The sequence below is a fragment of the Knoellia sp. p5-6-4 genome (assembly GCF_029222705.1).
In the GTDB taxonomy this organism is placed as follows: Bacteria; Actinomycetota; Actinomycetes; order Actinomycetales; family Dermatophilaceae; genus Pedococcus_A.
The window spans coordinates 1,226,411-1,248,267 of the sequence record NZ_JARGZF010000001.1 but is presented as its reverse complement, the minus strand read 5'-3'; the positions used below and the strand labels follow the sequence as shown (position 1 = coordinate 1,248,267).

Sequence of the window (21,857 nt, the reverse complement as noted above, 5' to 3'; positions counted from 1 at the left end):
TGGGGGGCCGAGGGCTCAGGCCACGGCGAGCAACGCGGTGACCGCCACGGCGGCGGTCGCCACGATCTCACCGATGCCCGCCTGCTTGGGGGACAGACCGAACGCGGGGGCGATGGCGGCGCGCACCGTGAGCAGGGCGAAGACCGCGACCATGGCCCCGCCCACCGGGATGAGGGCGAGGGTGGCCAGCGAGTGGAAGCCCACCGACAGCCAGTAGTGCCGCTCGCTGCCGCGCTCGCGGAGCAGTGTCTTGACGTAGAAGACGGTCCCGGCGAAGTAGCCCGCGAGGACGGCGGTCATGAGCCAGGCCGCGGCCCAGTCGGTGCCCCCGCCGGCGTCGTAGGCGACGAGCGTCATGAGGCACGAGCCGGTGGCGGTCGCCAGGCCGCTGGCGAGGGCGCGCTCGTGGCGGGTGGCGGAGGCGGTGAGCCCGATCCCCAGCGGCGGCACGAACAGCGGCGCCCAGAGCGCAAGGCCGGGGTCCATCACGAGCACCAGTGCGCCGAGCAGGGCGCTCGCGACGCCGTAGACGCGCACCGGCGGCAGGTAGCGCGGCTTGCGCCGCGACTTCAGCCACAGGCCGGTGGCGAAGAAGGCGAAGTACCCGGCGAACCAGAACGCTGTCAGGGGCAGGTGCACCCAGCGCGGCTCGCTGGCGATGATCCCGGCCAGCAGTGGCGTGGTGAGCATCGCCCAGGCGCCGTGCTGGTTCGGCACCCAGCCCGGCGACCGCTTCCTGGCCTTGCCGGTCGGCCGGGCGGGTGCGCCGGTCCTGCCGTCCCGCTGCCTCGTGGCTGCTCGAGGGCTCACGGGGGAATATTAACCCGGGATCGGCCGTGGAAAATCAGACGGCCAGGCCGAGGAGGTGCTGGTACCCCGCCTCCAGCAGGCTGGGGGCCGGGACGCCCGGCGCCGGGGCGAAGGTGTCAAGCACCGGTGGCGCCGTGCCGGAGTAGGAGTGGTCCACAGCGCCGGCGGACGCGAGCGCGGAGCGGGCCGCGCGGCACACCGAGGTATCTCAGAAGTACCAGGGGAAGGGTGACCAGTCGGGGTCGCGCTTCTCGAGGAACTGGTCGCGGCCCTCGACGGCCTCGTCGGTCATGTAGGCCAGTCGGGTGGCCTCGCCGGCGAACACCTGCTGGCCCATGAGCCCGTCGTCGGTGAGGTTGAAGGCGAACTTCAGCATCCGCTGCGCCTGCGGGCTCTTGCCCATGATCTCGCGCGCCACCTGCAGCGCCTCCTCCTCGAGCGAGGCGTGGTCGGCGACGATGTTGACCGCGCCCATCCGGTGCATGTCCTCCGCCGAGTAGGTGCGGCCGAGGAAGAAGATCTCTCGGGCGAACTTCTGGCCGACCATCTTGGCGAGGTAGGCCGAGCCGTAGCCGCCGTCGAAGGAGCCCACGTCGGCGTCGGTCTGCTTGAACCGGGCGTGCTCGCGGGAGGCGATGGTCAGGTCGCAGACGACGTGCAGGCTGTGCCCGCCACCGGCCGCCCAGCCGTTCACGACGGCGACGACGATCTTGGGCATCGTGCGGATGAGCCGCTGCACCTCGAGGATGTGGAGGCGTCCGCCCATCGCCTTGACCCGCGCCTGGTCCACCGTGTCGGCGGTCTCGCCGGAGGCGTACTGGTAGCCGGAGCGGCCCCGGATCCGCTGGTCGCCACCGGAGCAGAAGGCCCACTTGCGCTCCGACCCCGTGCCCGCCGGACCGGGGCCGTTGCCGGTGAGGAGGACGCAGCCGACGTCGGGCGTCATGCGGGCGTGGTCGAGCGCGCGGTAGAGCTCGTCGACGGTGTGCGGGCGGAACGCGTTGAGCACCTCGGGCCGGTTGAACGCGATGCGGACGGCGCCGACCTCCCGTGCACGGTGGTAGGTGATGTCGGTGAAGTCGAAGCCCGGCACCTGCTCCCACGCCGCCGGGTCGAACGTCTCGCTCACGCTGCTCTGCTCACTCACCCGCGCGAGCCTAGCCGGGCGCTGAGTCGGGTATGCCGCGTGGCTGCGTCCCAGCCGCCCTCCGTGATGAGCCCCGGCTGTGGATATCTCGGCGGCGAGGTCGGGCCCTCCTGTGACAGTGGTGGGACCGAGCGACGAGGGCGTCGCCGAGGCGATTGGGGTGGAGCTGATGGAGTACAGGGAGTCGCAGGGTGCTGGGGTGACGGGCCGTCCGGTGTCGCATCTGGCGGACTGGCGGGGCAGGCCGCCACGGGAGATGGGCCACGACGACGAGGTGTTCTACGGCCGGCTCCACGGCGGCGACTACGACGACAGGTATGACGCCGAGTACGACGACAGCTGTGACGAGTACGGGAGGCGCGTCGGCACGAGCACCCTCGGACGGATGACGGTGCTCGTGATGATGGACGACCAGGTCGTCGACGTCATGCAGCGCTCGGTGCAGGGCAGCGGTTACGAGTGTGCGGCCCTCGAGCTCGGGCGGGGGAGGCCGGAGCCGGTCGAGGTTGCTCCACCGCCGCCGGAGCCGCCCCGCCACGAGCGCGAGCTGGGCTGGCTGGCGCGCCTGGTCGGAAGCCACGAGGCGTTGGACGAGCTGTCAGTCGACCCACTGCCCGGCGACGAACCGCTCGAGCTGTCGCCGGTGCCCGACCGCTGTCGCGAACGGGTGCAGGTCATCAGCGAGCAGGTCGACGACGTGGCGGCACGGTTGTTCGACGACGAGGTGCGCACGGCTTGCCGGCGACTGCTGGTGCGCGCCGTTGCGGCCGAGCCGGGCCTGCTGCGTGAACCGTCCCGCGACGAGGTGGTCCCTGCTGCAGTGCTCTGGGCGGTGGGCAAGGCCAACGACCTGCTTGGACCGGGCCGGGTGATGCCCGTCTCGGCCATCACTGCGTTGTGCGGGCTGAAGTCGACGCCCACCGAGCGCGGCAGGGCGTTCGCCCACGCGGTCGCAGGCCCGCGAGGTGTGCGCTTCGGGCGGCACGGCTACGGGGCCAACCCGGACGTGCTCGAGCTCGGGTCCGCCGACCTGCTGGTCTCCCGTTTCCGCCGCCAGCTCGTGGGGCTTCGGGACCTCGCCCTCGCGGAGCAGGAACGACTGCGAGCGGGATGACCGACTCGGACGGCTGACCGGTGGCGGGTCTCGCCGCGGCGTCATAGCGTCCGGTCATGGCTCTGCGCTGGTACTCCGTCGTCGTCGACTCCCACGACATCGCCGCCCAGGCTCGCTGGTGGGCGGAGGTGCTCGACTTCGTGATCGTCTACGAGGACGAGCACGAGGTCGCCGTCATCCCCAAGCACCTGAGCGTCGACCCCATCACCGACGGCAAGGAGTGGATGCGCCAGCCCCAGGGGCTGGTCTTCGTGCCGGTGCCCGAGGGCAAGACGGTGAAGAACCGGCTGCACATCGACCTCGCACCGCACACCAGCCAGGACCGTGACGCCGAGATCGCCCGGCTGCTCGAGATGGGGGCGACGAAGGTCGACGTGGGCCAGAGCGAGGACGTCACATGGACGGTGCTGGCCGACCCGGAGGGCAACGAGTTCTGCGTGCTCTCCTCGCGCGACCGCTGACCCGGCCGCGCCCGACACAGTCGCCACACCCGGCCACAGCCGTCTCTGTGGTTGTGCCCGAGATGGAGGGGTATGCCCCGAGTCGGTAGCGTGACCCGGAATGTCAGCGCCGACTGGAGGAGACCCAATGGCCACGCAGACCTCGACGCCTCAGGACGAGGCGACCAGACCCACCTGGAAGCTCGTCGGCCCCGGTCTGGTGGTCGCGGCCACCGGTGTCGGCGCGGCCGACCTCGTGGCCACCCTCATCGCCGGCAGCAAGTTCGGCTACGCGCTGCTCTGGACGGTCGTCGTCGGCGTCGTCATGAAGATCGTGCTGGTCGAGGGCGCCGGGCGGTACTCGCTCGCCACGGGCGACACCATCTACGAGGGCTGGACCCGGCTCGGGAAGTGGACCCACTGGTACTTCGGGCCCTACATCGTCATCTGGGGCTTCGTCTACGGCGCCGCAGCGATGGCGGGCACCGGCCTGCCGCTGCACGCCCTGCTGCCCTTCCTCCCGGTCGAGGCCTGGGGCATCCTGTCCGGCCTCGTCGGCCTGGCGCTGGTGTGGTGGGGTCGCTACTCGCTCTTCGAGAAGGTCTGTGCCGCCCTCGTGGGCGTCATGTTCGTGACCATGGTGGGCGCCGCCCTGCTGACGCTGCCCAACATCCCCGAGCTCCTCAAGGGGCTGGTGCCCATCATCCCGGACGGCGGTCTGGTCAACGTGCTGTCGCTCGCCGGCGGCGTCGGCGGCACCATCACGCTGGCGGCCTACGGCTACTGGATCCGTGAGAAGGGCTGGACCACCCCCGGCCACATGCGGGTGATGCGCATCGACAACACCGTCGCCTACGTCGTCACCGGCATCTTCGTGCTCGCCACCCTGATCGTCGGTGCCGAGCTGCTCTACTCCGCCAAGATCGCCGTCGCGACCGGCGACAAGGGCCTGCTCGACCTCGGCAACGTGCTCGGCGACCGCTATGGGGTCTGGGCCGGCAAGGTCTTCCTCGTCGGCTTCTGGGCCGCGGCGATGTCCTCGCTCGTCGGCGTCTGGAACGGCGTCTCGATGATGTTCGCCGACTTCGTCGGCCACATCCGCGGCCACGGCGCCGACCACCCGGACAGCCGGCTCGGCGGCAAGTACTACAAGGCCTACATCCTGTGGCTGACCTTCCCGCCGATGGTCATGATGTTCCTCGGCAAGCCGGTCTACCTGATCCTGGCCTACGGCGTGCTCGGCGCCTTCTTCATGCCGTTCCTGTCCATCACGCTGCTGTGGCTGCTCAACAAGAAGCACGTGCCGGCGCAGTGGCGCAACAAGGTCGCGTCGAACGCCGTCATGGTGGTCATCGCCGCAGCCTTCATCGCCCTCGCCGTCAACGAGCTGCAGAAGGCCGTGCGCGGCGCCTGACGTGGTTGGCTGGCGGCCATGAGCACTGACCCGCAGCCCGGCCCGGACACCGTCGACCTCGACGCCGTCCTGGCCGGGCTGCGGGCTGTCGCCATCCCGATGCGGGTGCACTTCCGCGGCGTCACGGTCCGCGAGGCCGCGCTGGTCCGGGGCCCGGCCGGTTGGGGCGAGTTCTCGCCCTTCCTCGAGTACGAGCCGCCGGAGGCCTCGCGCTGGCTCGCCTCCGCGGTCGAGTCCGCCTGGCACGGCTGGCCCGCGCCGCGGCGCGACACCGTCCCGGTCAACGCGACGGTGCCCGCGGTGCCGGCCGAGCAGGTGCCGACGGTGCTGGCCCGCTTCGACGGATGCCGCACCGCCAAGGTCAAGGTCGCAGAGCGCGGCCAGGTCCTGGCCGACGACGTGCGCCGCGTGGCCGCCGTGCGCGACACGATGGGGCCAGAGGCGCGCATCCGGGTGGACGCCAACGGCGCCTGGGACGTCGAGCAGGCCCTCGACGCGCTCGGTGCGCTCGCGGCATACGGCATCGAGTACGCAGAGCAGCCCTGTGCCACCGTGCCCGAGCTCAAACGCCTGCGGGTCGCCCTGGCCCGGGGCGGGATCGACGTACCCGTCGCCGCGGACGAGTCGATCCGCAAGGCCGAGGACCCGCTGCTGGTGGCCCGCGAGGAGGCCGCCGACCTCGTCGTGGTGAAGGTGGCGCCGCTCGGCGGCGTGCGGCGGGCGCTAGAGGTCGTGCAGGAGTGCGGCCTGCCCGCCGTGGTGTCGTCCGCGCTGGACACCTCGGTCGGCATGGCAGCAGGTCTCGCCCTCGCCGCCGCGCTTCCCGAGCTGCCGTTCGCCTGTGGGCTCGGCACCGTCGCGCTCCTCGAGGGCGACGTCACCGCCGACCCGCTGACACCGCGCAACGGGGAGCTGGCGGTGCGGCGCGTCGACGCCGACCGCGACCTGCTGGAGCGCTGGGCCGTCCCGGAGGACCGGCAGGCCTGGTGGCGTGAACGGGTGCGCGCCTGCTGGGCCGAGCTGCAGCGCTCCCGCGGAAGCGCGTGACGACAGGACGGGTCCGCCTCCCGGCAATACAGTCGGGGTCGTGAACATCGTCTTCGTCGAGCCCGGCTTCCCGGCGAACCAGCGACGCTTCGTGCACGCGCTCGCCTCGGTGGGAGCCAACGTCATCGGCGTCGGCGAGTCCGACGAGGGAGCGCTCGGCGACGAGCTGCGCGGTGCGATGGGCGGCTACTACAAGGTCGGCTCGGTCACCAACGTCGATGAGATGACCGAGGCCGTGCGCTTCATCCAGTCCCGTCTCTGGGTCGACCGGCTCGAGGCCACCGTCGAGGCGCACACGATGCCCGCCGCACAGGTGCGCGAGGCCACGGGCATCCCCGGCACCAGCGTGCGCACGACGTGGCTCTGCCGTGACAAGCCCTCGATGAAGGATGCCCTGCGCCAGGCCGGCGTGCCGACCGCGGCGTCGGCCGCCATCGAGTCGGCCGCACAGGCACACGACTTCGCCGAGCGGGTCGGCTACCCGCTGATCCTCAAGCCCCGGGCCGGCGCCGGCGCCCAGGGCACGACCCGCGTCGACTCGCCGCAGGAGCTCGACCAAGCCCTGGGCGTCTTCGGCGGGGAGGGGGCCACCTCCATCGCGATCGAGGAGTTCGTCGAGGGCCACGAGGGCTTCTACGACACCATTGCCATCGACGGCCGCGTCGCCCACGACTGGGTCACCCACTACTACCCCAACGTCCTCGAGGCGATGCGCCACCGCTGGATCTCGCCGCAGTTCGTCACCACCAACCGCATCGACGACTCGCCCTTCTACGCCGAGGTGCGGGCCCTGGGCCAGCGCGTCATCGAGGCGCTCGGCATCGGCACCTCCGCCACGCACATGGAGTGGTTCCACGGCCCCAAGGGGCTGCGCTTCTCCGAGATCGGCGCGCGCCCGCCCGGCGTCGGCTGCTGGGACCTGTACTCGGCGAGCAACGACGTCGACGTCTACCGCGAGTGGGCGCACGTCATCACCCACGGCACCACCGACCAGCCCATGCGGCGCCCCTACTCGGCCGGCATCGTCGCGCTGCGACCGGACGCCGACGGACAGATCCGCGGCTACAGCGGCATCGAGGAGATCCAGGCCCGCTACCGCGACTGGATCATCGACGGGCACTTCCCGCCCGAGGGGCACCCGACGCAGCCCGTCGAGGCCGGCTACATGGCCAACGCCTGGGTGCGGATGCGCCACCCCGACTACGACACGCTGAGGGGCATGCTCGACGACGCCGGCCGGACGATCCACGTCTACGCCGGCTGACCTGTGGCGACCACCGTCCTGCTGGGCCCGCAGCGGTTCATGACGACCGCGGGCTCGACGCTGCGGGCACTCGAGGTGCAGGGCCCCGTTGCCACCATCACGGCGGGCTGGGAGGAGCGCGAGGACCAGGACGACGAGCTGAACCAGGTGCTCGACGGCCGGGGCCGCAACCTGCGCCTCTACCACCGCATGTTCGACGTGCTCGACAAGGACGATGGGTTCGCGGCGGCCGCGCTGGCGTTCCGCGACCGCCACGACGAGCTCCAGTCCTTCTACCGGCTGCGCCTCGACATCGCGATGCAGGGCGTGTATGCCGTGCAGCGCCGGACCTCCGCGCACGGCACCGGTGCGGTGGCGCTCGCCGACGCCGTCGAGGCGGTGCGCCGGCTCGACGAGTGGTACTCGGCACGGCTGAAGGACCTCTACCGGGAGCTCGATGCCCAGACGTCCGCCGCCGAGAGCGAGGTCATCTCCTGGCACCGGGGCGAGCTGGCCGGGATGCTCGCCGACAGCGCCGCGCTGGTGATCACCGGCGGGCACGTCGGCACCCTGCTGCGGGCGCTGCGGCTGTTCGCCCTGCCGATCGGCGAGGACCTGCCGGTCATCGCCTGGTCGGCCGGCGCGATGGCCCTCACAGACAAGGTGGTGCTCTTCCACGACCACGCACCGCAGGGTTCCCACGAGGCCGAGGTCTACGACCGGGGCCTGGGACGGGTGCCCGCGGTCATCGCGCTGCCGCACGCCCGCCGTCGCCTGCGGCTCGACGACCGTTCCCGCTGTGCGGTGCTGGCCAGGCGCTTCCCGCACCACCGGCTGGTGCTGCTCGACGACGGCACCTCGGTGGTCTTCGACGGCGGTGGGCCGAGGCCGGGGGCGGAAGGCGGGCACGCGGCATACGGCGCCCTCCCGCACGGCGTGCGGGTGCTGACCTCCGACGGTGTGGTGCAGGAGGTGCTGGCGCCGTGAGCGAGCGGCGGATGGCGATCAACCGCCTGCGCGAGCGGCTGCCGGTCGACGGCGCGGCGGTCGACCGCTTCGTCAGCCGGCACGGCTCGCCCATCGTCGAGGGGGAGCGGGCGACGTTCCTCTTCCGCGGCGAGGTCGACGGCGTCTCCGTGCGGCACCGCGTCGTGGGGCTGCCGGACCCCCTGGAGATGCGCCGGCTCGAGGGCACCGACCTGTGGGCCGCCAGCACGGTGCTGCCGGAGGGGTCGCGCGTGGAGTACCAGCTCGAGACCCGCCGCGGCGAGCACCACGAGCGCTTCAACGACCCGCTCAACCCTCGGGTGGCTCACAGCCCCATGGGGTCGAGCTCGGTGTGCGCCGCCGTCGGCTACGAGGTGCCCGAGTGGGTGCACCACGACCCCGAGGCCCGGCCGGGCGACCTGCACGAGGAGGTGTTGCGCAGCAAGGCGCTGCGCCGCGACCAGTCCGTGCACCTCTACCTGCCGGCGCGGTTCAACCGGGCCATGCGCTACCCGCTGCTGGTGGTGCACGACGGCACCGACTACCTGGACTTCGCGGCGATGAGGACGGTGCTCGACAACCTCATCCACCGGCTCGACATCGCGCCGATGGTGGTCGCGTTCGTGCCGCCGCGCGACCGGCTCAAGGAGTACCCCAACCACGCGCCGCACGCGCGCTTCATCGCCCGTGAGCTCGTGCCACGGCTCACCGAGCAGCTCCCGCTGCTCGACGCCCCCGAGGGGCGGTGCCTCATGGGCAGCAGCTTCGGCGGGATCGCGTCGCTGTCGACGGCGGTGCGCTACCCGGGGCTGTTCGGCTCCCTGCTGCTGCAGTCGGCGTCGCTCGTCTTCACCGACATCGGCTTCGAGCACGGCGGCGGCCCCTACTTCGACCCGGTGGTCAAGTTCGTCAACCGCTACCGGGCCCGCCCGACCCGGCCCGTGGAGCGGATGTTCATGAGCTGCGGCACCTACGAGCCGCTCATCACGCCGAACCGCTCGATGGTGTCGGTGTTCCGCTCGGCGGGGGTCACCGTGAACTACGCCGAGGCCCGCGACGGCCACAACTGGGAGAACTGGCGAGACCGGCTGCGGGACGGCCTGTCGTGGGTGTTCCCAGGACCGCAGAAGTACGTGTACGAGTAGTCATGGCCCCTGCAGGAGGGAACGCACGTGAAGGTCACCGAGCGCTGGTACTCGCACCGCATGCACCGCGACATCACCCTGACGCGGTGGGGCCACTACGGCGTGCCGGTGCTGCTGTTCCCGACCGCCGGGGGCGACGCCGAGGAGGTCGAGCGCAACCAGCTGGTCGCCCACGTGTGGCCGCTGGTCGAGGCCGGCCGCGTGAAGGTCTACTCGTGTGACAGCGTCGCCGGCATGGCGCTGGTCCACCGGGAGGGCTCGCCCGAGCACCGGATGTGGCTGTTCAACCAGTTCCACGACGCCGTGGCCCACGAGGTGGTGCCGGCGATCCACGCCGACGCCCGCGGCCCTCACCCGATCGTCGCGGCCGGCTCCTCCATCGGCGCCTTCAACTCGCTCGCCATGATCTGCCGCTACCCGCACCTGTTCGGCGCCGCCGTCTGCATGAGCGGCACCTACCGGCTCGACGCCCTCATCGGGGGTCCCGTCACCGAGGACCTCTACTACGCCTCACCGCTGCACTTCCTGCCCGGTCTGGAGGGGCCTCTGCTCGAGGAGCTGCAGCGCCGCTTCATCGTGCTCGCCACCGGCACCGGCGAGTGGGAGGACATCGGGGAGTCGTGGGCGGTGGCGCACGTGCTCGGCTCCAAGCAGGTGCCCAACCGCGTCGACGACTGGGGGCCGCAGTACCCGCACGACTGGCACACCTGGTGGCAGATGCTGCCGGTCTACCTCCACGAGCTGGTGCCGTGACGGATGACCCGGCCACCGACCTGCGCGAGCGGCTCGCCCACGCGGTGGACCACGGTATGCCGCGGGCGCGCGCCGACCTCGAGGACCTCGTCGCGTTCCGCTCGGTCGCCAACCCCGACATCGAGCCCGCCGACGAGTGCCACCACGCGGCAGCCCTCGTGGCCTCGCTGCTGGTGGAGGAGGGGTTCGACGAGGTCGACCAGCGGCCCGCGCCGGACGGCTCGACAGCGGTGGTGGCCCGCAGCCGGGGTCCCGAGGGTGCTCCCACCGTGCTGATGTACTCGCACTACGACGTCGTGCCCGCGGGGGATCTGGCCGCCTGGCACACCCCGCCGTGGGAGCTCACCGAGCGCGACGGGCGGTGGTACGCCCGGGGAGCCGCCGACTGCAAGGGCAACCTCGTCGCGAGCCTGCTCGCGCTGCGGGCGGTGGCGTCGGTCTGCGGCGAGTGGCCGGTGGGGGCGGCCGTGCTGTGCGAGGGCTCGGAGGAGCAGTCGAGCGGTGGCATGGAGGCGCTGGCGCGCGAGCGCCCCGAGCTGGTGCAGTGCGACGCCCTGCTGCTGGCCGACACCGGCAACGTCGAGCTCGGGGTGCCCACCGTGACCACGTCGCTGCGGGGCACCGGCAGCGTCCTGGTCACGGTGCGCACCATGACCAGGCCGGCCCACTCGGGCATGTACGGGGGAGCCGTGCCCGACGCGCTCCAGGCGCTGCTCATGGCGCTCGCGAGCCTGCGCGACGAGACCGGTGAGACGACGGTCGACGGCCTCGCCCACGACGGCAGGTGGCAGGGGACGCCCCTCGACCCCGAGCGCCTGCGCGCCGACGCCGCACTGCTCGACGGGGTCGACCCCCTCACCGGTCAGTACGCCACGGCTGCCGACCTGCTGTGGGCGCGGCCCGCCGCCACGGTGCTGGCCATCGACTGCCCGCCGGTGTCGCAGGTGACCGCCGCCGTGCAGGGCGAGGCCCGGGCCGTGGTGAACCTGCGGGTGCCGCCGGGCACCGACGCGGCGCACGCGCAACAGCTCCTCATGGACCACCTGGTGCGGCACACGCCGTTCGGGGCGCACGTCGACGTCCGCCCGGTCTCGCTCGGCCAGCCGTTCGAGGCCCGCACCGACGGACCGGCATACCGCGCCCTGGCCCGCTCGATGAAGGCTGCGTTCGGCCGCGACACGGTGACCACGGGCCAGGGCGGGTCCATCCCGCTGGCCACGGCCCTCGCCGAGCTGGTGCCCGACACCGAGATCCTGCTGGTCGGGGTGGAGGAACCGGGCTGCCACATCCACGGCCCCAACGAGAGCGTCCACCCCGACGAGCTGCGGCGCACCGCCCTCGCGCAGGCGCTGTTCCTCGCCGACCTCGGCGGGCTGCTGGAGCGGGAGTGAGCCATGGTGACCGAGGCTGACGTCCACGAGGTCCTGGAGGTTCTCGGCGCCGCCGGGGCCACGGCGCGGCTGTCCGGGGGCTGGGGCGTCGACGCACTGGCCGGCCGGCAGACCCGCGAGCACCGCGACCTCGACGTCATGGTGCCGGCGCAACGCGTCGAGGCAGCTCTGGAGGCGCTCCGGGGGTGTGGCTACGCGGTCACCACCGACTGGCTCCCGGTGCGGGTGGAGGTCTCCCACGGTGCCCGCCATGTCGACCTGCACCCCCTGCACCTGGCAGCGGACGGCAGGGGGTGGCAGGCGGGCCTGGACGACACGCGCTTCGAGTACCCCGCCGACGTCTGGACCACGGGGTGCATCGCCGGCCGGGAGGTCATCTGCCTGACGGCGGCCAAGCAGCGCGAGCTGCACGCCGGGTACACGCACCGTGAGCAGGACCGGCACGACCTCGCGGTCCTCGACGGCCTGGAGGAGAACGCATGAGCGTGCGCTGGGTCTGGCTCTTCCTCGACCTGCCCGAGCAGGGCTTCGAGACGGCGCTCGCCTTCTGGCAACAGGTGGCCCGCAGCGGGCTGTCCCCCTGGCGCGGGGAGCACCGGGAGTTCGCCACGCTGCTCCCGGCCGACGGTGACCCGTGGCTGAAGGTCCAGCGCGTCGGCGGTGGCGGCGGCGTCCACCTCGACCTCGACGTCGAGGAACCGCTGCCGGAGGCCGCCGAGCGGGCAGTCGGCCTCGGCGCCGCTGTCGTCGGGGACTTCGGCGACGTCATCGTCTGCCGGTCGCCGGGCGGCTTCGTCTTCTGCCTCACCCGCTGGTCGGCGCAGGAGTCCGCGCGCGGCCAGGCCCGCGCGGGCGCCGGCGCCGGCGCCGAGAGCCTGGTCGACCAGGTCTGCCTCGACGTGCCGTCGAGTGGGTATGCCGCCGAGCTCGCCTTCTGGTCACAGCTCACCGGGTGGGGCGTCGACGACCCCGACCCTGACGACGAGTTCGTGCGGCTGGCCTGGCCGAGCGGCATGCCCGTGCGGTTCCTGTTCCAGCGGCTCGTCGAGTCCGAGGGGATCGTGCGGGGGCACGTCGACCTCGCCGCCGTCGACCGCGCGACCGAGGTCGAGCGCCACCGCGCGCTCGGGGCCCGGGTCGAGGGCGAGGGGCGCGGCTGGACGGTCATGCAGGGCCCGGCGGGACACCGGTACTGCGTCACCGATCGGGACCCGCGCCGGGGGCCGTGACGGGGGTGCTGACGACCGGCGGTGCCTAGGAGCCGTATGCCGTGCGCGCCGGCCCCGTCGCCGACATGCCGTTGGGCATGCCTGTCGCCCCGCCAGCCAGCCCGTTCGGCCCGCCACCACTGGGCGCCTGCCACAACACCGAGCCCAAGGCGGACAGGGAAGAGCGCGCAGCCGCGACCCGTTCGCGGTGCTCGGCCACGCTCAGCTCCTGGTCCGGGCGTCCCTCCATGACGACAACAGCAGAGGTGAGCACCGACAACCCAGGTCCGCTTGCGCGCGACGGAAACAATTGGAGGACAATGGGTTTCGCGGCACACATCCCTCCCGGTCGCCGCTGGTTCGCCCCCTCCTGTGGATGGTGTGACCTCGTGGGCGGCGCCTCTGCAAACCGTCGTTGTCCCCAAGCGGTCCGGCGTCGTCGCGCGGTCCACAGGGCGGCGGCGGGCGACCGCTCGGTGCCGCTCCCGCCGCCTACCTTCGCCGCATGCGAGGGCATGTCGAGAAGCTGAGGCGGATGGCGACATCCACGCATGTCCAGGCTGACCGGATGCGGCTGCTGGCCCTGCGGGTTCGGGCGGTCGGTGCGGTCCGCTGGCGCTCCGAGGCTGCCGACCTCTACCGGGCGCAGGTCGAGTCGCGGGCACGTCGACTCGAGCTCGAAGCCGAGGCGACGCATGAGCTCGCCCGCACCTTCGAGGACCTGGCCACCATGGTCGAGCGGCGTGGAACGGGCTGATGGGCCTCGACGTCACCGGCGGCGCAGGAGGAGTGGGCGCCGCGCTCGAGGACCTCACCGCTGCTGCCGCGAGGCTGGCTGAGATCGCCGGCGACCTGACCGATCTGGTGGGTGCGCTGCTGCGAGCGGGGGTGGCGGCAGACCTGGTGACAGTGGCGCTCGTCAGCCCGGTTGATGCCGCTCGGGTCGCAGCGGCGCTGGCCGAGCTGGCTGGTCCGACCGGGTTGCCTGCCGACGCCGCCGCGTTGGCCGCCCTTGCCGTCACGGTGAGGTCGGCGGTCGCGGCCTACGAGGCCGGGGAGGAGGCGGTCGCGATGCTGGTCGAGTCGGCACAGGACGCCGTCGTGCATGCCCTGTCCCGCCAGGCGCCCCTTTTCGCGGTGGGTGTGGCGGTCGCTGAACGATCCGGCGTCGACGTCGGGGCGGCCGCGGACCGGCTGCTCTTCGCCGTCCCCGAGTTGGCCGACCTCGCGGGCGGGGTCGAGGGCGTGGTGGCCGGTCCGGCGGCACCCGGGGACTACGAGGACGGCCTCAGCCTGTTGGCCGCCGCGGGGGCGACCAGGGGTTGGCTCACCGAAGCGGGACATCAGGTCAGGGTCACCGCTGTCCGGACCGACGGCGCCAGCGCAGCTGCGCCGGAGAGTGTCGCGGACCTGCTCATCACGCAGGACGACCTCGCAGGCCCGGACGGGGAACCCGACCGGGTGCGGGTGGTGCAGGTGCCGCAGGCCGACGGCTCCTGCGCGTGGGTCGTCGTCGTCCCCGGGACGCAGGTGTGGTCGCCCCGGGCTGGGCCGAACCCCTCCGACCTCACGAGCGACGTGCTCCTCATGGCCCAGCAGCAGACGCTGCTCGCAGCAGGGGTGGAGCGCGCCCTCGTCCTCGCCCAACGCGACGCGGGACGCGCGGGGCTGGCCGACCCGGTCCTCGTCGCCGGCCACAGCCAGGGAGGGATCGTGGCCGCTGCCCTCGCAGCCGACCCCGGCTTCCGGCAGCGACAACGGGTCACCCATGTCGTCGCCAGCGGCGCCCCGATCGGCCGTGTCCCGGTGCCGGCCGACGTCTCGGTGCTGGCCATCGAGCACCGGCAGGACGCCGTGCCGCGCCTGGAGGGTGAGCGCAATGCCGACCGCGGTCACCACGTCACGGTGACCCGTGACCTGCGCTGCGGCGAGGTGCGCACCGCGGGTGCCTCCCACGCGGCCACGCGCTACCGAGAGACGGCTGCGATGGTCGACGCCTCGCGGTCGGGGTCGGTCGCCGTCTGGAGAGAGGGCAGCGAGGCCTTCCTCAGCGGCAGCACGCACGGGACGCCGACGGTGCGGGACTACCGGGTGCAGCGGGTCGGGCCGTCGCCGTAGTGGCAAGATCGGCGCCGTGAACCCGTCCACCGCGCTCGCGACCGTGCTCGTCGACGAGCTGGTGCGGTGCGGCGTCCGCGAGGCGGTGCTGTGCCCCGGCTCGCGCTCTGCGCCCCTGGCCTACGCGCTGCAGGAGGCCGACCGGGGCGGCCGGCTGCGGCTGCACGTGCGGGTCGACGAGCGGTCGGCCGGGTTCCTCGCCCTCGGGTTGGCGAAGGTGACGCGCACCCCGGCAGCCGTCGTCACGACGTCGGGCACCGCCGTCGCCAACCTGCACCCGGCGGTGCTCGAGGCCCACCACGGACAGGTCCCCCTGCTGGTGCTCAGCGCCGACCGGCCCCCCGAGCTGCGGGGCACCGGTGCGAACCAGACGACCACCCAGGTCGGGATGTTCGGCTCGGCGACACGGTGGGCTCAGGAGCTGGGAGCGCCGGAACGCCGCCTCGGTCAGGTGTCATCGTGGCGCTCGTCGGTGTGCCGGGCGGTGGCGGCCAGCCGGGGGCGCCCCGGCGGTGTGCCCGGACCCGTGCACCTCAACGTGCCGCTGCGGGAGCCGCTGGTCCCCACGGCCGACGGCGTGTGGCCCGACGAGCTCGAGGGCCGTCCCGACGGCGCCCCCTGGGTGGAGGTGCTGACGAGCGCCCCCGGCCACTCCAGACCGCTCGACCCCCTTCCTCGCACCGTGGTCGTCGTCGGCGACCTGCCCGAGCCCGGGCTCGCCGAGACCGCCATCACCTGGGCGCGCGAGAGCGGCTGGCCGGTGGTCGCGGAGCCGTTCGGGGCCGGCGCCGAAGGCGTGGTGCCACACGGACCGCTCCTGCTCGGCGTGGAATCGTGGCTGGCGGACAACCTGCCGGAGCGGGTCGTCACCGTCGGCCGGATCACGTTGGCACGACCGGTCGCCCGGCTGCTGCGGCGGCAGGGCGTGCGCGTCGAGGCGGTCGCTGCGTCCCCCGAGTGGGCTGACCCCGGACACGTCGTCAGCGCCGTTCACGGGCTCGGGGTGCTCCACCACCCGGTGCCCTGCGAGGACCCGCGGTGGACGAAGGCGTGGCGTGAGGCGGGCGACGCCCTGGCCGCCGCGGTGGCGAGGGCCGGGCTGCCGTGGCCGACCGGGCTCGCCGTGGCGCAGGCCGTGCTCGGCGCGGTGCCGCACGGGTCGCTGCTGTTCGTCGGCTCCTCCAACGCGGTCCGCGACCTCGACCTCTCGGGCGACCGCACCAGTCGCGCCGCCGTCGTCGCCAACCGCGGTCTGGCGGGCATCGACGGCTGCGTGTCCACGGCGGTCGGCGTGGCGCTCGCCGCCGGCGCGCCCACCTACGCGCTGCTCGGCGACCTCACCTTCCTCCACGACGCGAACGGCCTGCTCGTCGGCCCCCACGAGCCGCAGCCCGACCTGACCCTCGTGGTGGCCAACGACGACGGTGGGGGCATCTTCACCCTGCTCGAGCCAGGACAGCCAGAGCGCGCCGACGACTTCGAGCGGGTCTTCGGCACACCGACCGGCACCCACCTGGCCGCTCTGTGCGCCGCCCACGGGGTGGCCCACCAGAAGGTGGAGAGTCGCGACGCGCTGGTCGCCGCAGTGGCCCAGCGACCGCACGGGCTGCGGGTGCTCGAGGTCGAGGTCGACCGCACCGGCCACCGGGCGGCCCACGAGCGCCTGCGCCGCGTGGCGGCCGAGGCGCTCGCCGCGACTGGCGGCGCAGGGGAGCCCGGCCGGCAGCGCTAGAAGGGGATCGCGGCCACCGGCTGCCGATCGGTCGCGAAGGCGGCGGAGAGCGCCGAGACCGACCCCGCCGCGACCTCCTCGACCACCCCCTGGTGCGCCTGCGACGCGATCGTGCGCAGCCCGGCGTACGCGGACCCCAGTGCCTGCACGGGGAGCCGCACGTGCGCGGCGGCGTCGGTGCGCTCGCACGTGACGGGTGATCCTGCGCCCGCAGACGCCAGCCGCCAGCGACCGTGGTTCCAGGGGCAGACGGGGTCGGCCACCTCGAGCACGACGTCGACGGGCGCCCCGAGACCGCGCTGCTCGAGCGCGGCGCCGACCTCGACGAGCCGCAGCCAGACCCCGTCGTAGACCGTGACCGACGCGGCTCGCGGGCCGCCCGCCCACCAGAGCAGGGGGTCGTCGAGGCTGCGACCCTCCACCTTCACCTCGCTGGTGAGGTCGAAGCTGACGAGCCGCCGTCCGAGCGCGAGCAGCGCCGCAGGGTCGGCCGCAGCCATCTCGTGACAGGTCACCGACCCCTGCGGGCGGCCCTGCTCCCACCTCTCCTTCCGGTGAAGCACCGCATAGCCGACCTGCTGGCCGTCACGCTCGGCGAAGAGCACCTGGCGTGCCTCCCGGCCGCGCCGAGCGGGAGGGAAGTCGCGAGCCTCGGCGCCCGTCATCTGGTGGGTGCGGACGACGCCCCCGAGCTGGGCCGCCGTGAACCGGGCGTGCAGGTCGTGCACCTGGTCGGCGACGCCGTCCCGCGACAGGGGGACCAGCCGGGTCGTGACCGCCGCAGCGGACTCGTCCAGGGAGGTCGCGCGCAGGTCCTGGCCCCGCGAGAGGGTGACGAAGGCGTCGAGTGAGGCGACGGCATACCCGAACCGGCCGTAGATCGCCGGCTCGGCGGCATGGAGGCCGGAGAGGGCGACGCCCTGCTCGTGCAGGTCGGCGAAGTGGTGCTCGACCATCTGCCTCAGCACGCCGCGGCGCCGCTCGTCCGGGTGGACGCTGACCCAGGTCAGCCCGGCCATCGGCACCGCGTGCAGCCCGCCCGCCGGCGCTGGGACGGTCACCGTCAGGTCGAACGACCCGTAGACGCCTGAGAACGGCGGCTCACCCGTGCGGGTGGCGGCGAAGCAGCGGCTCAGGTCGAGCGCGGCCATGGCCTCCTCCCACGGCCGGGAGTGCTCGAAGAAGAACGCCGCCTGGTCGACCGCGAGGAAGTCCTCGGCGACCTCGGGGGTGACGGGGACGATCCGGTGTGCCGTGGGCTCGCCTGCCATGGCGCCGATCCTCGCGCCCGGAGTCCCTCGGTGCCAGTGGGTTTACCCGCCGGAGAGCGCGTCGCGCATCGGCACGAGCTTGGCGTCGGACTCGGCGACCTCCGACTCGGGGTCTGATCCCGCCACGATGCCGCAGCCGGCGAACAGGCGCAGGGCGGTGGGGTCGCCGGGCTCGTAGGCCCCGCAGCGCAGCGCGATGCCCCACTCGCCGTCGCCGGCCGCGTCCATCCAGCCCACCGGCCCGGCGTAGCGGCCGCGGTCCATCTCCTCGAGCTCGGCGATGACCCGGTCGGCGTCGGTGGTGGGGGTCCCGCACACGGCGGCCGAGGGGTGGAGCGAGGCCGCCAGCGCCAGCGAGCCGGTGTGGTCGTCGAGCACCCCTGCCACGTCGGTGGCGAGGTGCATGACGTTGCTCAGGTGCAGCACGAACGGGGACTCCGGCACGTTCATCGACGAGCAGTGCGGCCGCAGCGCGTCGGCGACCGAGCGCACGGCGTACTCGTGCTCCTCGAGGTCCTTCGACGACCGGGCCAGCGAGGCGGCCAGCGCCAGGTCGTGCTCGTCGTCGCCGGTGCGGCGGATGGTGCCGGCCAGGACGCGGGAGGTGACCAGGCCCTTCTCGAGGCGCACGAGCATCTCGGGGGTCGCGCCCACCAGCCCGTCGACCGCGAACACCCAGGTGGTGTCGTAGCGCTCGGCGAGCCGCTGGAGCAGCCAGCGGGGGTCGACCGGGTCGGCGGCCTGCACCCGCAGGTCGCGGGCGAGCACCACCTTGTCGATCTCACCGGCCGTGATCCGCTCGACGGCCTCGCGGACCCGCACCGCCCACTTCGCCGACGACAGGGCGCCGTCGGCGAAGGTCACGCCCACCGGCTCCGCGGCCGGCGGCTGCGGGCCCGGTGCGGCAGGGGGCGGCACGCTGGCCTGCCTGCCGATGGTGGTGAGCCACCAACGGCCGTCCCGGCACCCCACGACGACCTTGGGCACGACGAGCGTGGCCCCCGCAGCCGAGCCGGCGGCATACGACACGGAGCCGAAGGCGACCGGGCCCGTGCCGGGCACTCCCACCTCGTCACGCACCACGGCGGTGGAGACCACGCGCCGCCACCAGTCCTGGGCCACCTCGAACCGGCGCTCCCCGTGGGCGGTGAGCTCCAGCGCACGGCCCCACCCCACCAGGCCCTCGCCGCGGCGCACCCAGCTCGAGACCTGGCGGGGGTCGTCGACCGCGGGCAGCAGCGACAGCAGGTCGCCGGGGGAGTCGAAGGCGACGGTGCGTGCGACCAGCGGCGTGCCGTCGGGGCGGGCCGCGAGACCGGGGTCGGGCTGCGTCGTCATGTCGCGGGCCAGCCTACGCGCGGGCGGCCTGCTGTATGCCGTGGGGCGGGCATCGGGGAGGATGGGGCCCATGACCCGCGCCAGCCTCGAGAAGGACCCCCGCGACGTGGCGGCCATGTTCGACGACGTCGCCTCGAAGTACGACGTCACCAATGACGTGCTCTCGCTGGGGCAGGACCGGCTGTGGCGCCGGGCGGTCGTCAAGGCGGTCGACGCCAGGCCGGGCGAGCGGGTGCTCGACATCGCGGCCGGCACCGGCACCTCGAGCGAGCCCTTCGCCGACGCCGGCGTCGACGTCGTCCCGGCCGACTTCTCGCTCGGCATGCTCGCGGTCGGCAACCGCCGCCGGCCCGACCTCGGCTTCACGGCCGCGGACGCCATGCGCCTCCCCTTCGCCGACGAGTCCTTCGACGTGGTGACGATGTCGTTCGGGCTGCGCAACGTGGCCGACACCGGTCGCGCGCTCGCGGAGTTCCTCCGCGTGGCCAAGCCGGGTGGGCGCCTCGTCGTGTGCGAGTTCAGCCAGCCGGTCAACAAGGCCTTCCGCACGGTCTACAACGAGTACCTCATGCGCTCGCTGCCGCCGATCGCCCGGCGGGTCAGCTCCAACCCCGAGTCCTACGTCTACCTCGCGGAGTCGATCAAGGCCTGGCCGGCCCAGCGCGAGCTGGCCCAGGCCATCCTCGGGGCCGGCTGGTCCGACGTCGCGTGGCGCAACCTCAGCGGCGGCATCGTGGCCCTGCACCGGGCGGTCAAGCCGGGTGGGCCGGTGCTCGTCGGGGACGCCGGGGCGGTTAGGTCGGCCTAAGTACGACAACGACGCGATGCGGGAATAGACTCCTCAATTCGTGAACAGGTTCACAAGCGTTTCGAGGCAGGCGTGAGTCAGAGCATCATCAGCAGCGGGTCCGTGGCGTCGGCGACGGAGAGCGCTGACGTCATCGTCGTGGGGGCCGGCCCGGCAGGATCGGCCACCGCCGCGTACCTCGCGATGACCGGCCTGGACGTCCTCGTCCTGGAGAAGACCGCCTTCCCTCGCGAGAAGGTCTGCGGTGACGGCCTGACCCCCCGTGCGGTCAAGGAGCTCATCACCCTCGGGATCCCCACCCCCGAGGAGGACGGCTGGATCAGGAACCACGGCCTGCGCATCATCGGCGGCGGCATGCGCCTGTCGCTCCCGTGGCCCGACCTCGCGAGCTTCCCGCCCTACGGCCTCGTGCGCACCCGGCAGGACTTCGACGACATCCTCGCCAAGCATGCCGTGAAGCACGGCGCCCGCCTGCGCGAGTCGACCAACGTCACCGGGCCGGTGGTCGACGACACCGGCGCCATCGTGGGCGTCACCGCCAAGGCCGTCGACGAGAAGGGCCGGTCCACCGGGCCCGAGCTCGTCTACCGCGCCCCGCTCGTGGTCGCCGCCGACGGCAACTCCTCGCGCCTCTCGCTGGCCATGGACCGGCCCAAGCGCGACGACCGCCCGATGGGCGTCGCGGTGCGCACCTACTACACGAGCCCCCGGCACGACGATGACTACCTCGAGTCCTGGCTCGAGCTGTGGAGCACGGACGAGAACGGCAAGCGGGTCCTGCTCCCGGGCTACGGCTGGATCTTCGGCGTCGGTGACGGCACCTCCAACGTCGGCCTCGGCATCCTCAACACCTCCTCGGCCTTCGGCAAGACCGACTACAAGGACGTCATGCGCCGCTGGGTGGCGACGATGCCGCGGGAGTGGACCTACAACGACGAGACCATGGTGGGCCCGATCCGCGGGGCCGCACTGCCCATGGGCTTCAACCGCCAGCCGCACTACGACCGGGGCCTGCTCCTGGTCGGTGACGCCGGCGGCATGGTCAACCCCTTCAACGGCGAGGGCATCGCCTACGCCATGGAGTCCGGCCGGCTCGCCGCCGAGGTCATCGCCCAGGCCTTCGCCCGGGGCGACGACGCGCAGCGTGAGCGCGTGCTGCGCTCCTACCCGGGTGTCATGAAGGACGCCCTCGGCGGCTACTACACCCTCGGCCGCTACTTCGCGAAGATGATCGGCAACCCGGAGGTCATGCGCCTGGCCACCAAGTACGGCCTGCCGCGCACGACGTTGATGAAGTTCCTGCTGAAGGTCATGGCCAACCTCGCCGAGCCGCGCGGCGGCGACGCGAGCGACCGCCTGATCACCGCCCTGTCGAAGATGGCTCCCGACGCATGAGCGGGGATGCGCCCAAGACCCGTGCCCCTAGGATTGGGCCGGATTGCAGGCATTTCCGCACCCTCGTCGGCGAAAGAAATTCTGGTCAGACACAAGAAAGGGGAGTTGCGCGGTGACCAACCCCTACGTCCCGCTGCTGTTCCTGCTGGCCATCGGTGGAGGCTTCGCGGTCTTCTCGGTGTTCGCCGCGTCCATCGCAGGACCCAAGCGCTACAACCGCGCCAAGCTCGACGCCTACGAGTGCGGCATCGAGCCCACCCCCCAGGCGGCTGGTGGCGGCCTGCGCGTGCCGATCAAGTACTACCTGACCGCGATGCTCTTCATCATCTTCGACATCGAGTCGGTCTTCCTCTACCCCTTCGCAGTGGCCTTCAACCAGCTCGGCCTGTTCGCGCTGGTCGAGATGGTGCTGTTCATCATCACCGTGTTCGTCGCCTACGCCTACGTCTGGCGTCGCGGCGGGCTCGAGTGGGACTGACGCGCGAGTTCTGAGAGC

At 72.8% G+C, this 21,857-nt stretch carries 23 protein-coding genes; 17 read left to right on the top strand and 6 right to left on the bottom strand.

The window, feature by feature from the left end; all coding sequences use genetic code 11:
- Window positions 1-15: 15 nt before the first annotated feature.
- Genes P2F65_RS06010 through P2F65_RS06000 form a run of 3 tightly spaced genes read right to left on the bottom strand, consistent with a single transcriptional unit; the run spans window position 16 to window position 1,957 of the window.
- A complete protein-coding gene (locus tag P2F65_RS06010; protein ID WP_275805134.1) occupies window positions 16-810 on the bottom strand; it encodes a YwiC-like family protein in 795 nt (264 codons plus the stop codon).
- A gap of 34 nt (window positions 811-844) precedes the next feature.
- Window positions 845-1,009, bottom strand: a complete 165-nt coding sequence (locus tag P2F65_RS06005; RefSeq protein ID WP_275805133.1) for a hypothetical protein — start codon at window positions 1,007-1,009, stop codon at window positions 845-847.
- A gap of 9 nt (window positions 1,010-1,018) precedes the next feature.
- Window positions 1,019-1,957 carry a 1,4-dihydroxy-2-naphthoyl-CoA synthase gene (locus P2F65_RS06000; protein ID WP_275805131.1) on the bottom strand — a complete coding sequence of 313 codons (939 nt, stop codon included), beginning with the start codon at window positions 1,955-1,957 and terminating at the stop codon, window positions 1,019-1,021.
- Window positions 1,958-2,075: 118 nt separating this feature from the next.
- Between P2F65_RS06000 and P2F65_RS05995 the strand changes: the two genes are divergently transcribed.
- From P2F65_RS05995 to P2F65_RS05945, 11 genes are all read left to right on the top strand, one after another.
- Complete coding sequence (locus P2F65_RS05995; RefSeq protein WP_275805128.1) at window positions 2,076-3,071, top strand: hypothetical protein; 996 nt, start codon at window positions 2,076-2,078, stop codon at window positions 3,069-3,071.
- 56 nt (window positions 3,072-3,127) lie between these two features.
- Entirely contained in the window at window positions 3,128-3,532 is a 405-nt protein-coding gene (locus tag P2F65_RS05990; protein WP_275805126.1) for a VOC family protein, read from the top strand.
- A 127-nt stretch (window positions 3,533-3,659) separates the two neighbouring features.
- Window positions 3,660-4,925, top strand: coding sequence for an Nramp family divalent metal transporter (locus tag P2F65_RS05985; RefSeq protein ID WP_275805124.1), 1,266 nt, complete (start codon window positions 3,660-3,662; stop codon window positions 4,923-4,925).
- An 18-nt stretch (window positions 4,926-4,943) separates the two neighbouring features.
- Complete coding sequence (locus P2F65_RS05980; protein ID WP_275805122.1) at window positions 4,944-5,972, top strand: o-succinylbenzoate synthase; 1,029 nt, start codon at window positions 4,944-4,946, stop codon at window positions 5,970-5,972.
- 40 nt (window positions 5,973-6,012) lie between these two features.
- The gene (locus P2F65_RS05975; protein WP_275805120.1) at window positions 6,013-7,236 is read left to right on the top strand and encodes an ATP-grasp domain-containing protein; all 1,224 of its coding nucleotides are present in this window, start codon (window positions 6,013-6,015) and stop codon (window positions 7,234-7,236) included.
- 3 nt (window positions 7,237-7,239) lie between these two features.
- Entirely contained in the window at window positions 7,240-8,202 is a 963-nt protein-coding gene (locus tag P2F65_RS05970; protein ID WP_275805119.1) for a Type 1 glutamine amidotransferase-like domain-containing protein, read from the top strand.
- Window positions 8,199-9,347 (top strand): alpha/beta hydrolase-fold protein, encoded by a 1,149-nt coding sequence (locus P2F65_RS05965; protein ID WP_275805117.1) that lies wholly within the window; start codon window positions 8,199-8,201, stop codon window positions 9,345-9,347. Before P2F65_RS05970 ends, P2F65_RS05965 begins: the two co-directional genes overlap by 4 nt.
- Window positions 9,348-9,374: 27 nt before the next feature.
- Window positions 9,375-10,100 carry an alpha/beta hydrolase-fold protein gene (locus tag P2F65_RS05960; RefSeq protein WP_275805115.1) on the top strand — a complete coding sequence of 242 codons (726 nt, stop codon included), beginning with the start codon at window positions 9,375-9,377 and terminating at the stop codon, window positions 10,098-10,100.
- Complete coding sequence (locus tag P2F65_RS05955) at window positions 10,097-11,491, top strand: M20/M25/M40 family metallo-hydrolase (protein ID WP_275805113.1); 1,395 nt, start codon at window positions 10,097-10,099, stop codon at window positions 11,489-11,491. The genes P2F65_RS05960 and P2F65_RS05955 overlap by 4 nt, the downstream gene beginning before the upstream one ends.
- Window positions 11,492-11,494: 3 nt before the next feature.
- Entirely contained in the window at window positions 11,495-11,974 is a 480-nt protein-coding gene (locus P2F65_RS05950; RefSeq protein ID WP_275805112.1) for an amino acid transporter, read from the top strand.
- Window positions 11,971-12,720 carry a VOC family protein gene (locus tag P2F65_RS05945; RefSeq protein ID WP_275805111.1) on the top strand — a complete coding sequence of 250 codons (750 nt, stop codon included), beginning with the start codon at window positions 11,971-11,973 and terminating at the stop codon, window positions 12,718-12,720. The genes P2F65_RS05950 and P2F65_RS05945 overlap by 4 nt, the downstream gene beginning before the upstream one ends.
- Window positions 12,721-12,745: 25 nt before the next feature.
- Here P2F65_RS05945 and P2F65_RS05940 read toward each other — a convergent pair whose 3' ends face one another.
- On the bottom strand, window positions 12,746-12,949 hold the full coding sequence (locus tag P2F65_RS05940) for a hypothetical protein (protein WP_275805109.1): 204 nt from the start codon (window positions 12,947-12,949) through the stop codon (window positions 12,746-12,748).
- 255 nt (window positions 12,950-13,204) lie between these two features.
- Here P2F65_RS05940 and P2F65_RS05935 point away from each other — a divergent pair, with 255 nt between their 5' ends.
- From P2F65_RS05935 to menD, 3 genes are read left to right on the top strand one after another with little or no spacing between them, the layout of a single operon-like run.
- Window positions 13,205-13,456, top strand: coding sequence for a hypothetical protein (locus P2F65_RS05935; protein ID WP_275805107.1), 252 nt, complete (start codon window positions 13,205-13,207; stop codon window positions 13,454-13,456).
- Complete coding sequence (locus P2F65_RS05930; protein ID WP_275805105.1) at window positions 13,456-14,817, top strand: hypothetical protein; 1,362 nt, start codon at window positions 13,456-13,458, stop codon at window positions 14,815-14,817. Before P2F65_RS05935 ends, P2F65_RS05930 begins: the two co-directional genes overlap by 1 nt.
- A 16-nt stretch (window positions 14,818-14,833) precedes the next feature.
- On the top strand, window positions 14,834-16,549 hold the full coding sequence (menD, locus tag P2F65_RS05925) for a 2-succinyl-5-enolpyruvyl-6-hydroxy-3-cyclohexene-1-carboxylic-acid synthase (protein WP_275805103.1): 1,716 nt from the start codon (window positions 14,834-14,836) through the stop codon (window positions 16,547-16,549).
- On the opposite strand, the gene P2F65_RS05920 is transcribed toward menD, so the two are convergent.
- Both P2F65_RS05920 and P2F65_RS05915 read right to left on the bottom strand, forming a co-directional pair.
- Window positions 16,546-17,820, bottom strand: a complete 1,275-nt coding sequence (locus tag P2F65_RS05920; RefSeq protein WP_275805101.1) for a GNAT family N-acetyltransferase — start codon at window positions 17,818-17,820, stop codon at window positions 16,546-16,548. The two genes, menD and P2F65_RS05920, sit on opposite strands and share 4 nt — an antisense overlap.
- A 42-nt stretch (window positions 17,821-17,862) precedes the next feature.
- Entirely contained in the window at window positions 17,863-19,158 is a 1,296-nt protein-coding gene (locus tag P2F65_RS05915) for an isochorismate synthase (RefSeq protein WP_275805099.1), read from the bottom strand.
- Window positions 19,159-19,228: 70 nt separating this feature from the next.
- Between P2F65_RS05915 and P2F65_RS05910 the strand changes: the two genes are divergently transcribed.
- The 3 genes from P2F65_RS05910 to P2F65_RS05900 all read left to right on the top strand — a co-directional run bounded on the left by P2F65_RS05910 (window position 19,229) and on the right by P2F65_RS05900 (window position 21,839).
- Complete coding sequence (locus tag P2F65_RS05910) at window positions 19,229-19,966, top strand: demethylmenaquinone methyltransferase (protein ID WP_275805097.1); 738 nt, start codon at window positions 19,229-19,231, stop codon at window positions 19,964-19,966.
- 72 nt (window positions 19,967-20,038) lie between these two features.
- Window positions 20,039-21,361 carry a geranylgeranyl reductase family protein gene (locus P2F65_RS05905; RefSeq protein ID WP_275805095.1) on the top strand — a complete coding sequence of 441 codons (1,323 nt, stop codon included), beginning with the start codon at window positions 20,039-20,041 and terminating at the stop codon, window positions 21,359-21,361.
- 112 nt (window positions 21,362-21,473) lie between these two features.
- Window positions 21,474-21,839: an NADH-quinone oxidoreductase subunit A gene (locus P2F65_RS05900; protein ID WP_091763335.1), complete on the top strand. Its 366-nt coding sequence runs from the start codon at window positions 21,474-21,476 to the stop codon at window positions 21,837-21,839.
- The last annotated feature ends 18 nt before the right edge of the window (window positions 21,840-21,857 follow it).

Excerpts from the sequence above, each read along its gene's own strand:
- P2F65_RS05990 (WP_275805126.1), top strand. The coding sequence starts at position 3,128 with ATGGCTCTGCGCTGGTACTCCGTCGTCGTCGACTCCCACGACATCGCC.
- P2F65_RS05915 (WP_275805099.1), bottom strand. The coding sequence starts at position 19,158 with ATGACGACGCAGCCCGACCCCGGTCTCGCGGCCCGCCCCGACGGCACG.
- P2F65_RS05945 (WP_275805111.1), top strand. The coding sequence starts at position 11,971 with ATGAGCGTGCGCTGGGTCTGGCTCTTCCTCGACCTGCCCGAGCAGGGC.
- P2F65_RS05980 (WP_275805122.1), top strand. The coding sequence starts at position 4,944 with ATGAGCACTGACCCGCAGCCCGGCCCGGACACCGTCGACCTCGACGCC.
- P2F65_RS05985 (WP_275805124.1), top strand. The coding sequence starts at position 3,660 with ATGGCCACGCAGACCTCGACGCCTCAGGACGAGGCGACCAGACCCACC.
- P2F65_RS05920 (WP_275805101.1), bottom strand. The coding sequence starts at position 17,820 with ATGGCAGGCGAGCCCACGGCACACCGGATCGTCCCCGTCACCCCCGAG.
- P2F65_RS05910 (WP_275805097.1), top strand. The coding sequence starts at position 19,229 with ATGACCCGCGCCAGCCTCGAGAAGGACCCCCGCGACGTGGCGGCCATG.
- P2F65_RS05950 (WP_275805112.1), top strand. The coding sequence starts at position 11,495 with ATGGTGACCGAGGCTGACGTCCACGAGGTCCTGGAGGTTCTCGGCGCC.
- P2F65_RS05935 (WP_275805107.1), top strand. The coding sequence starts at position 13,205 with ATGCGAGGGCATGTCGAGAAGCTGAGGCGGATGGCGACATCCACGCAT.
- P2F65_RS05940 (WP_275805109.1), bottom strand. The coding sequence starts at position 12,949 with ATGGAGGGACGCCCGGACCAGGAGCTGAGCGTGGCCGAGCACCGCGAA.
- P2F65_RS05930 (WP_275805105.1), top strand. The coding sequence starts at position 13,456 with ATGGGCCTCGACGTCACCGGCGGCGCAGGAGGAGTGGGCGCCGCGCTC.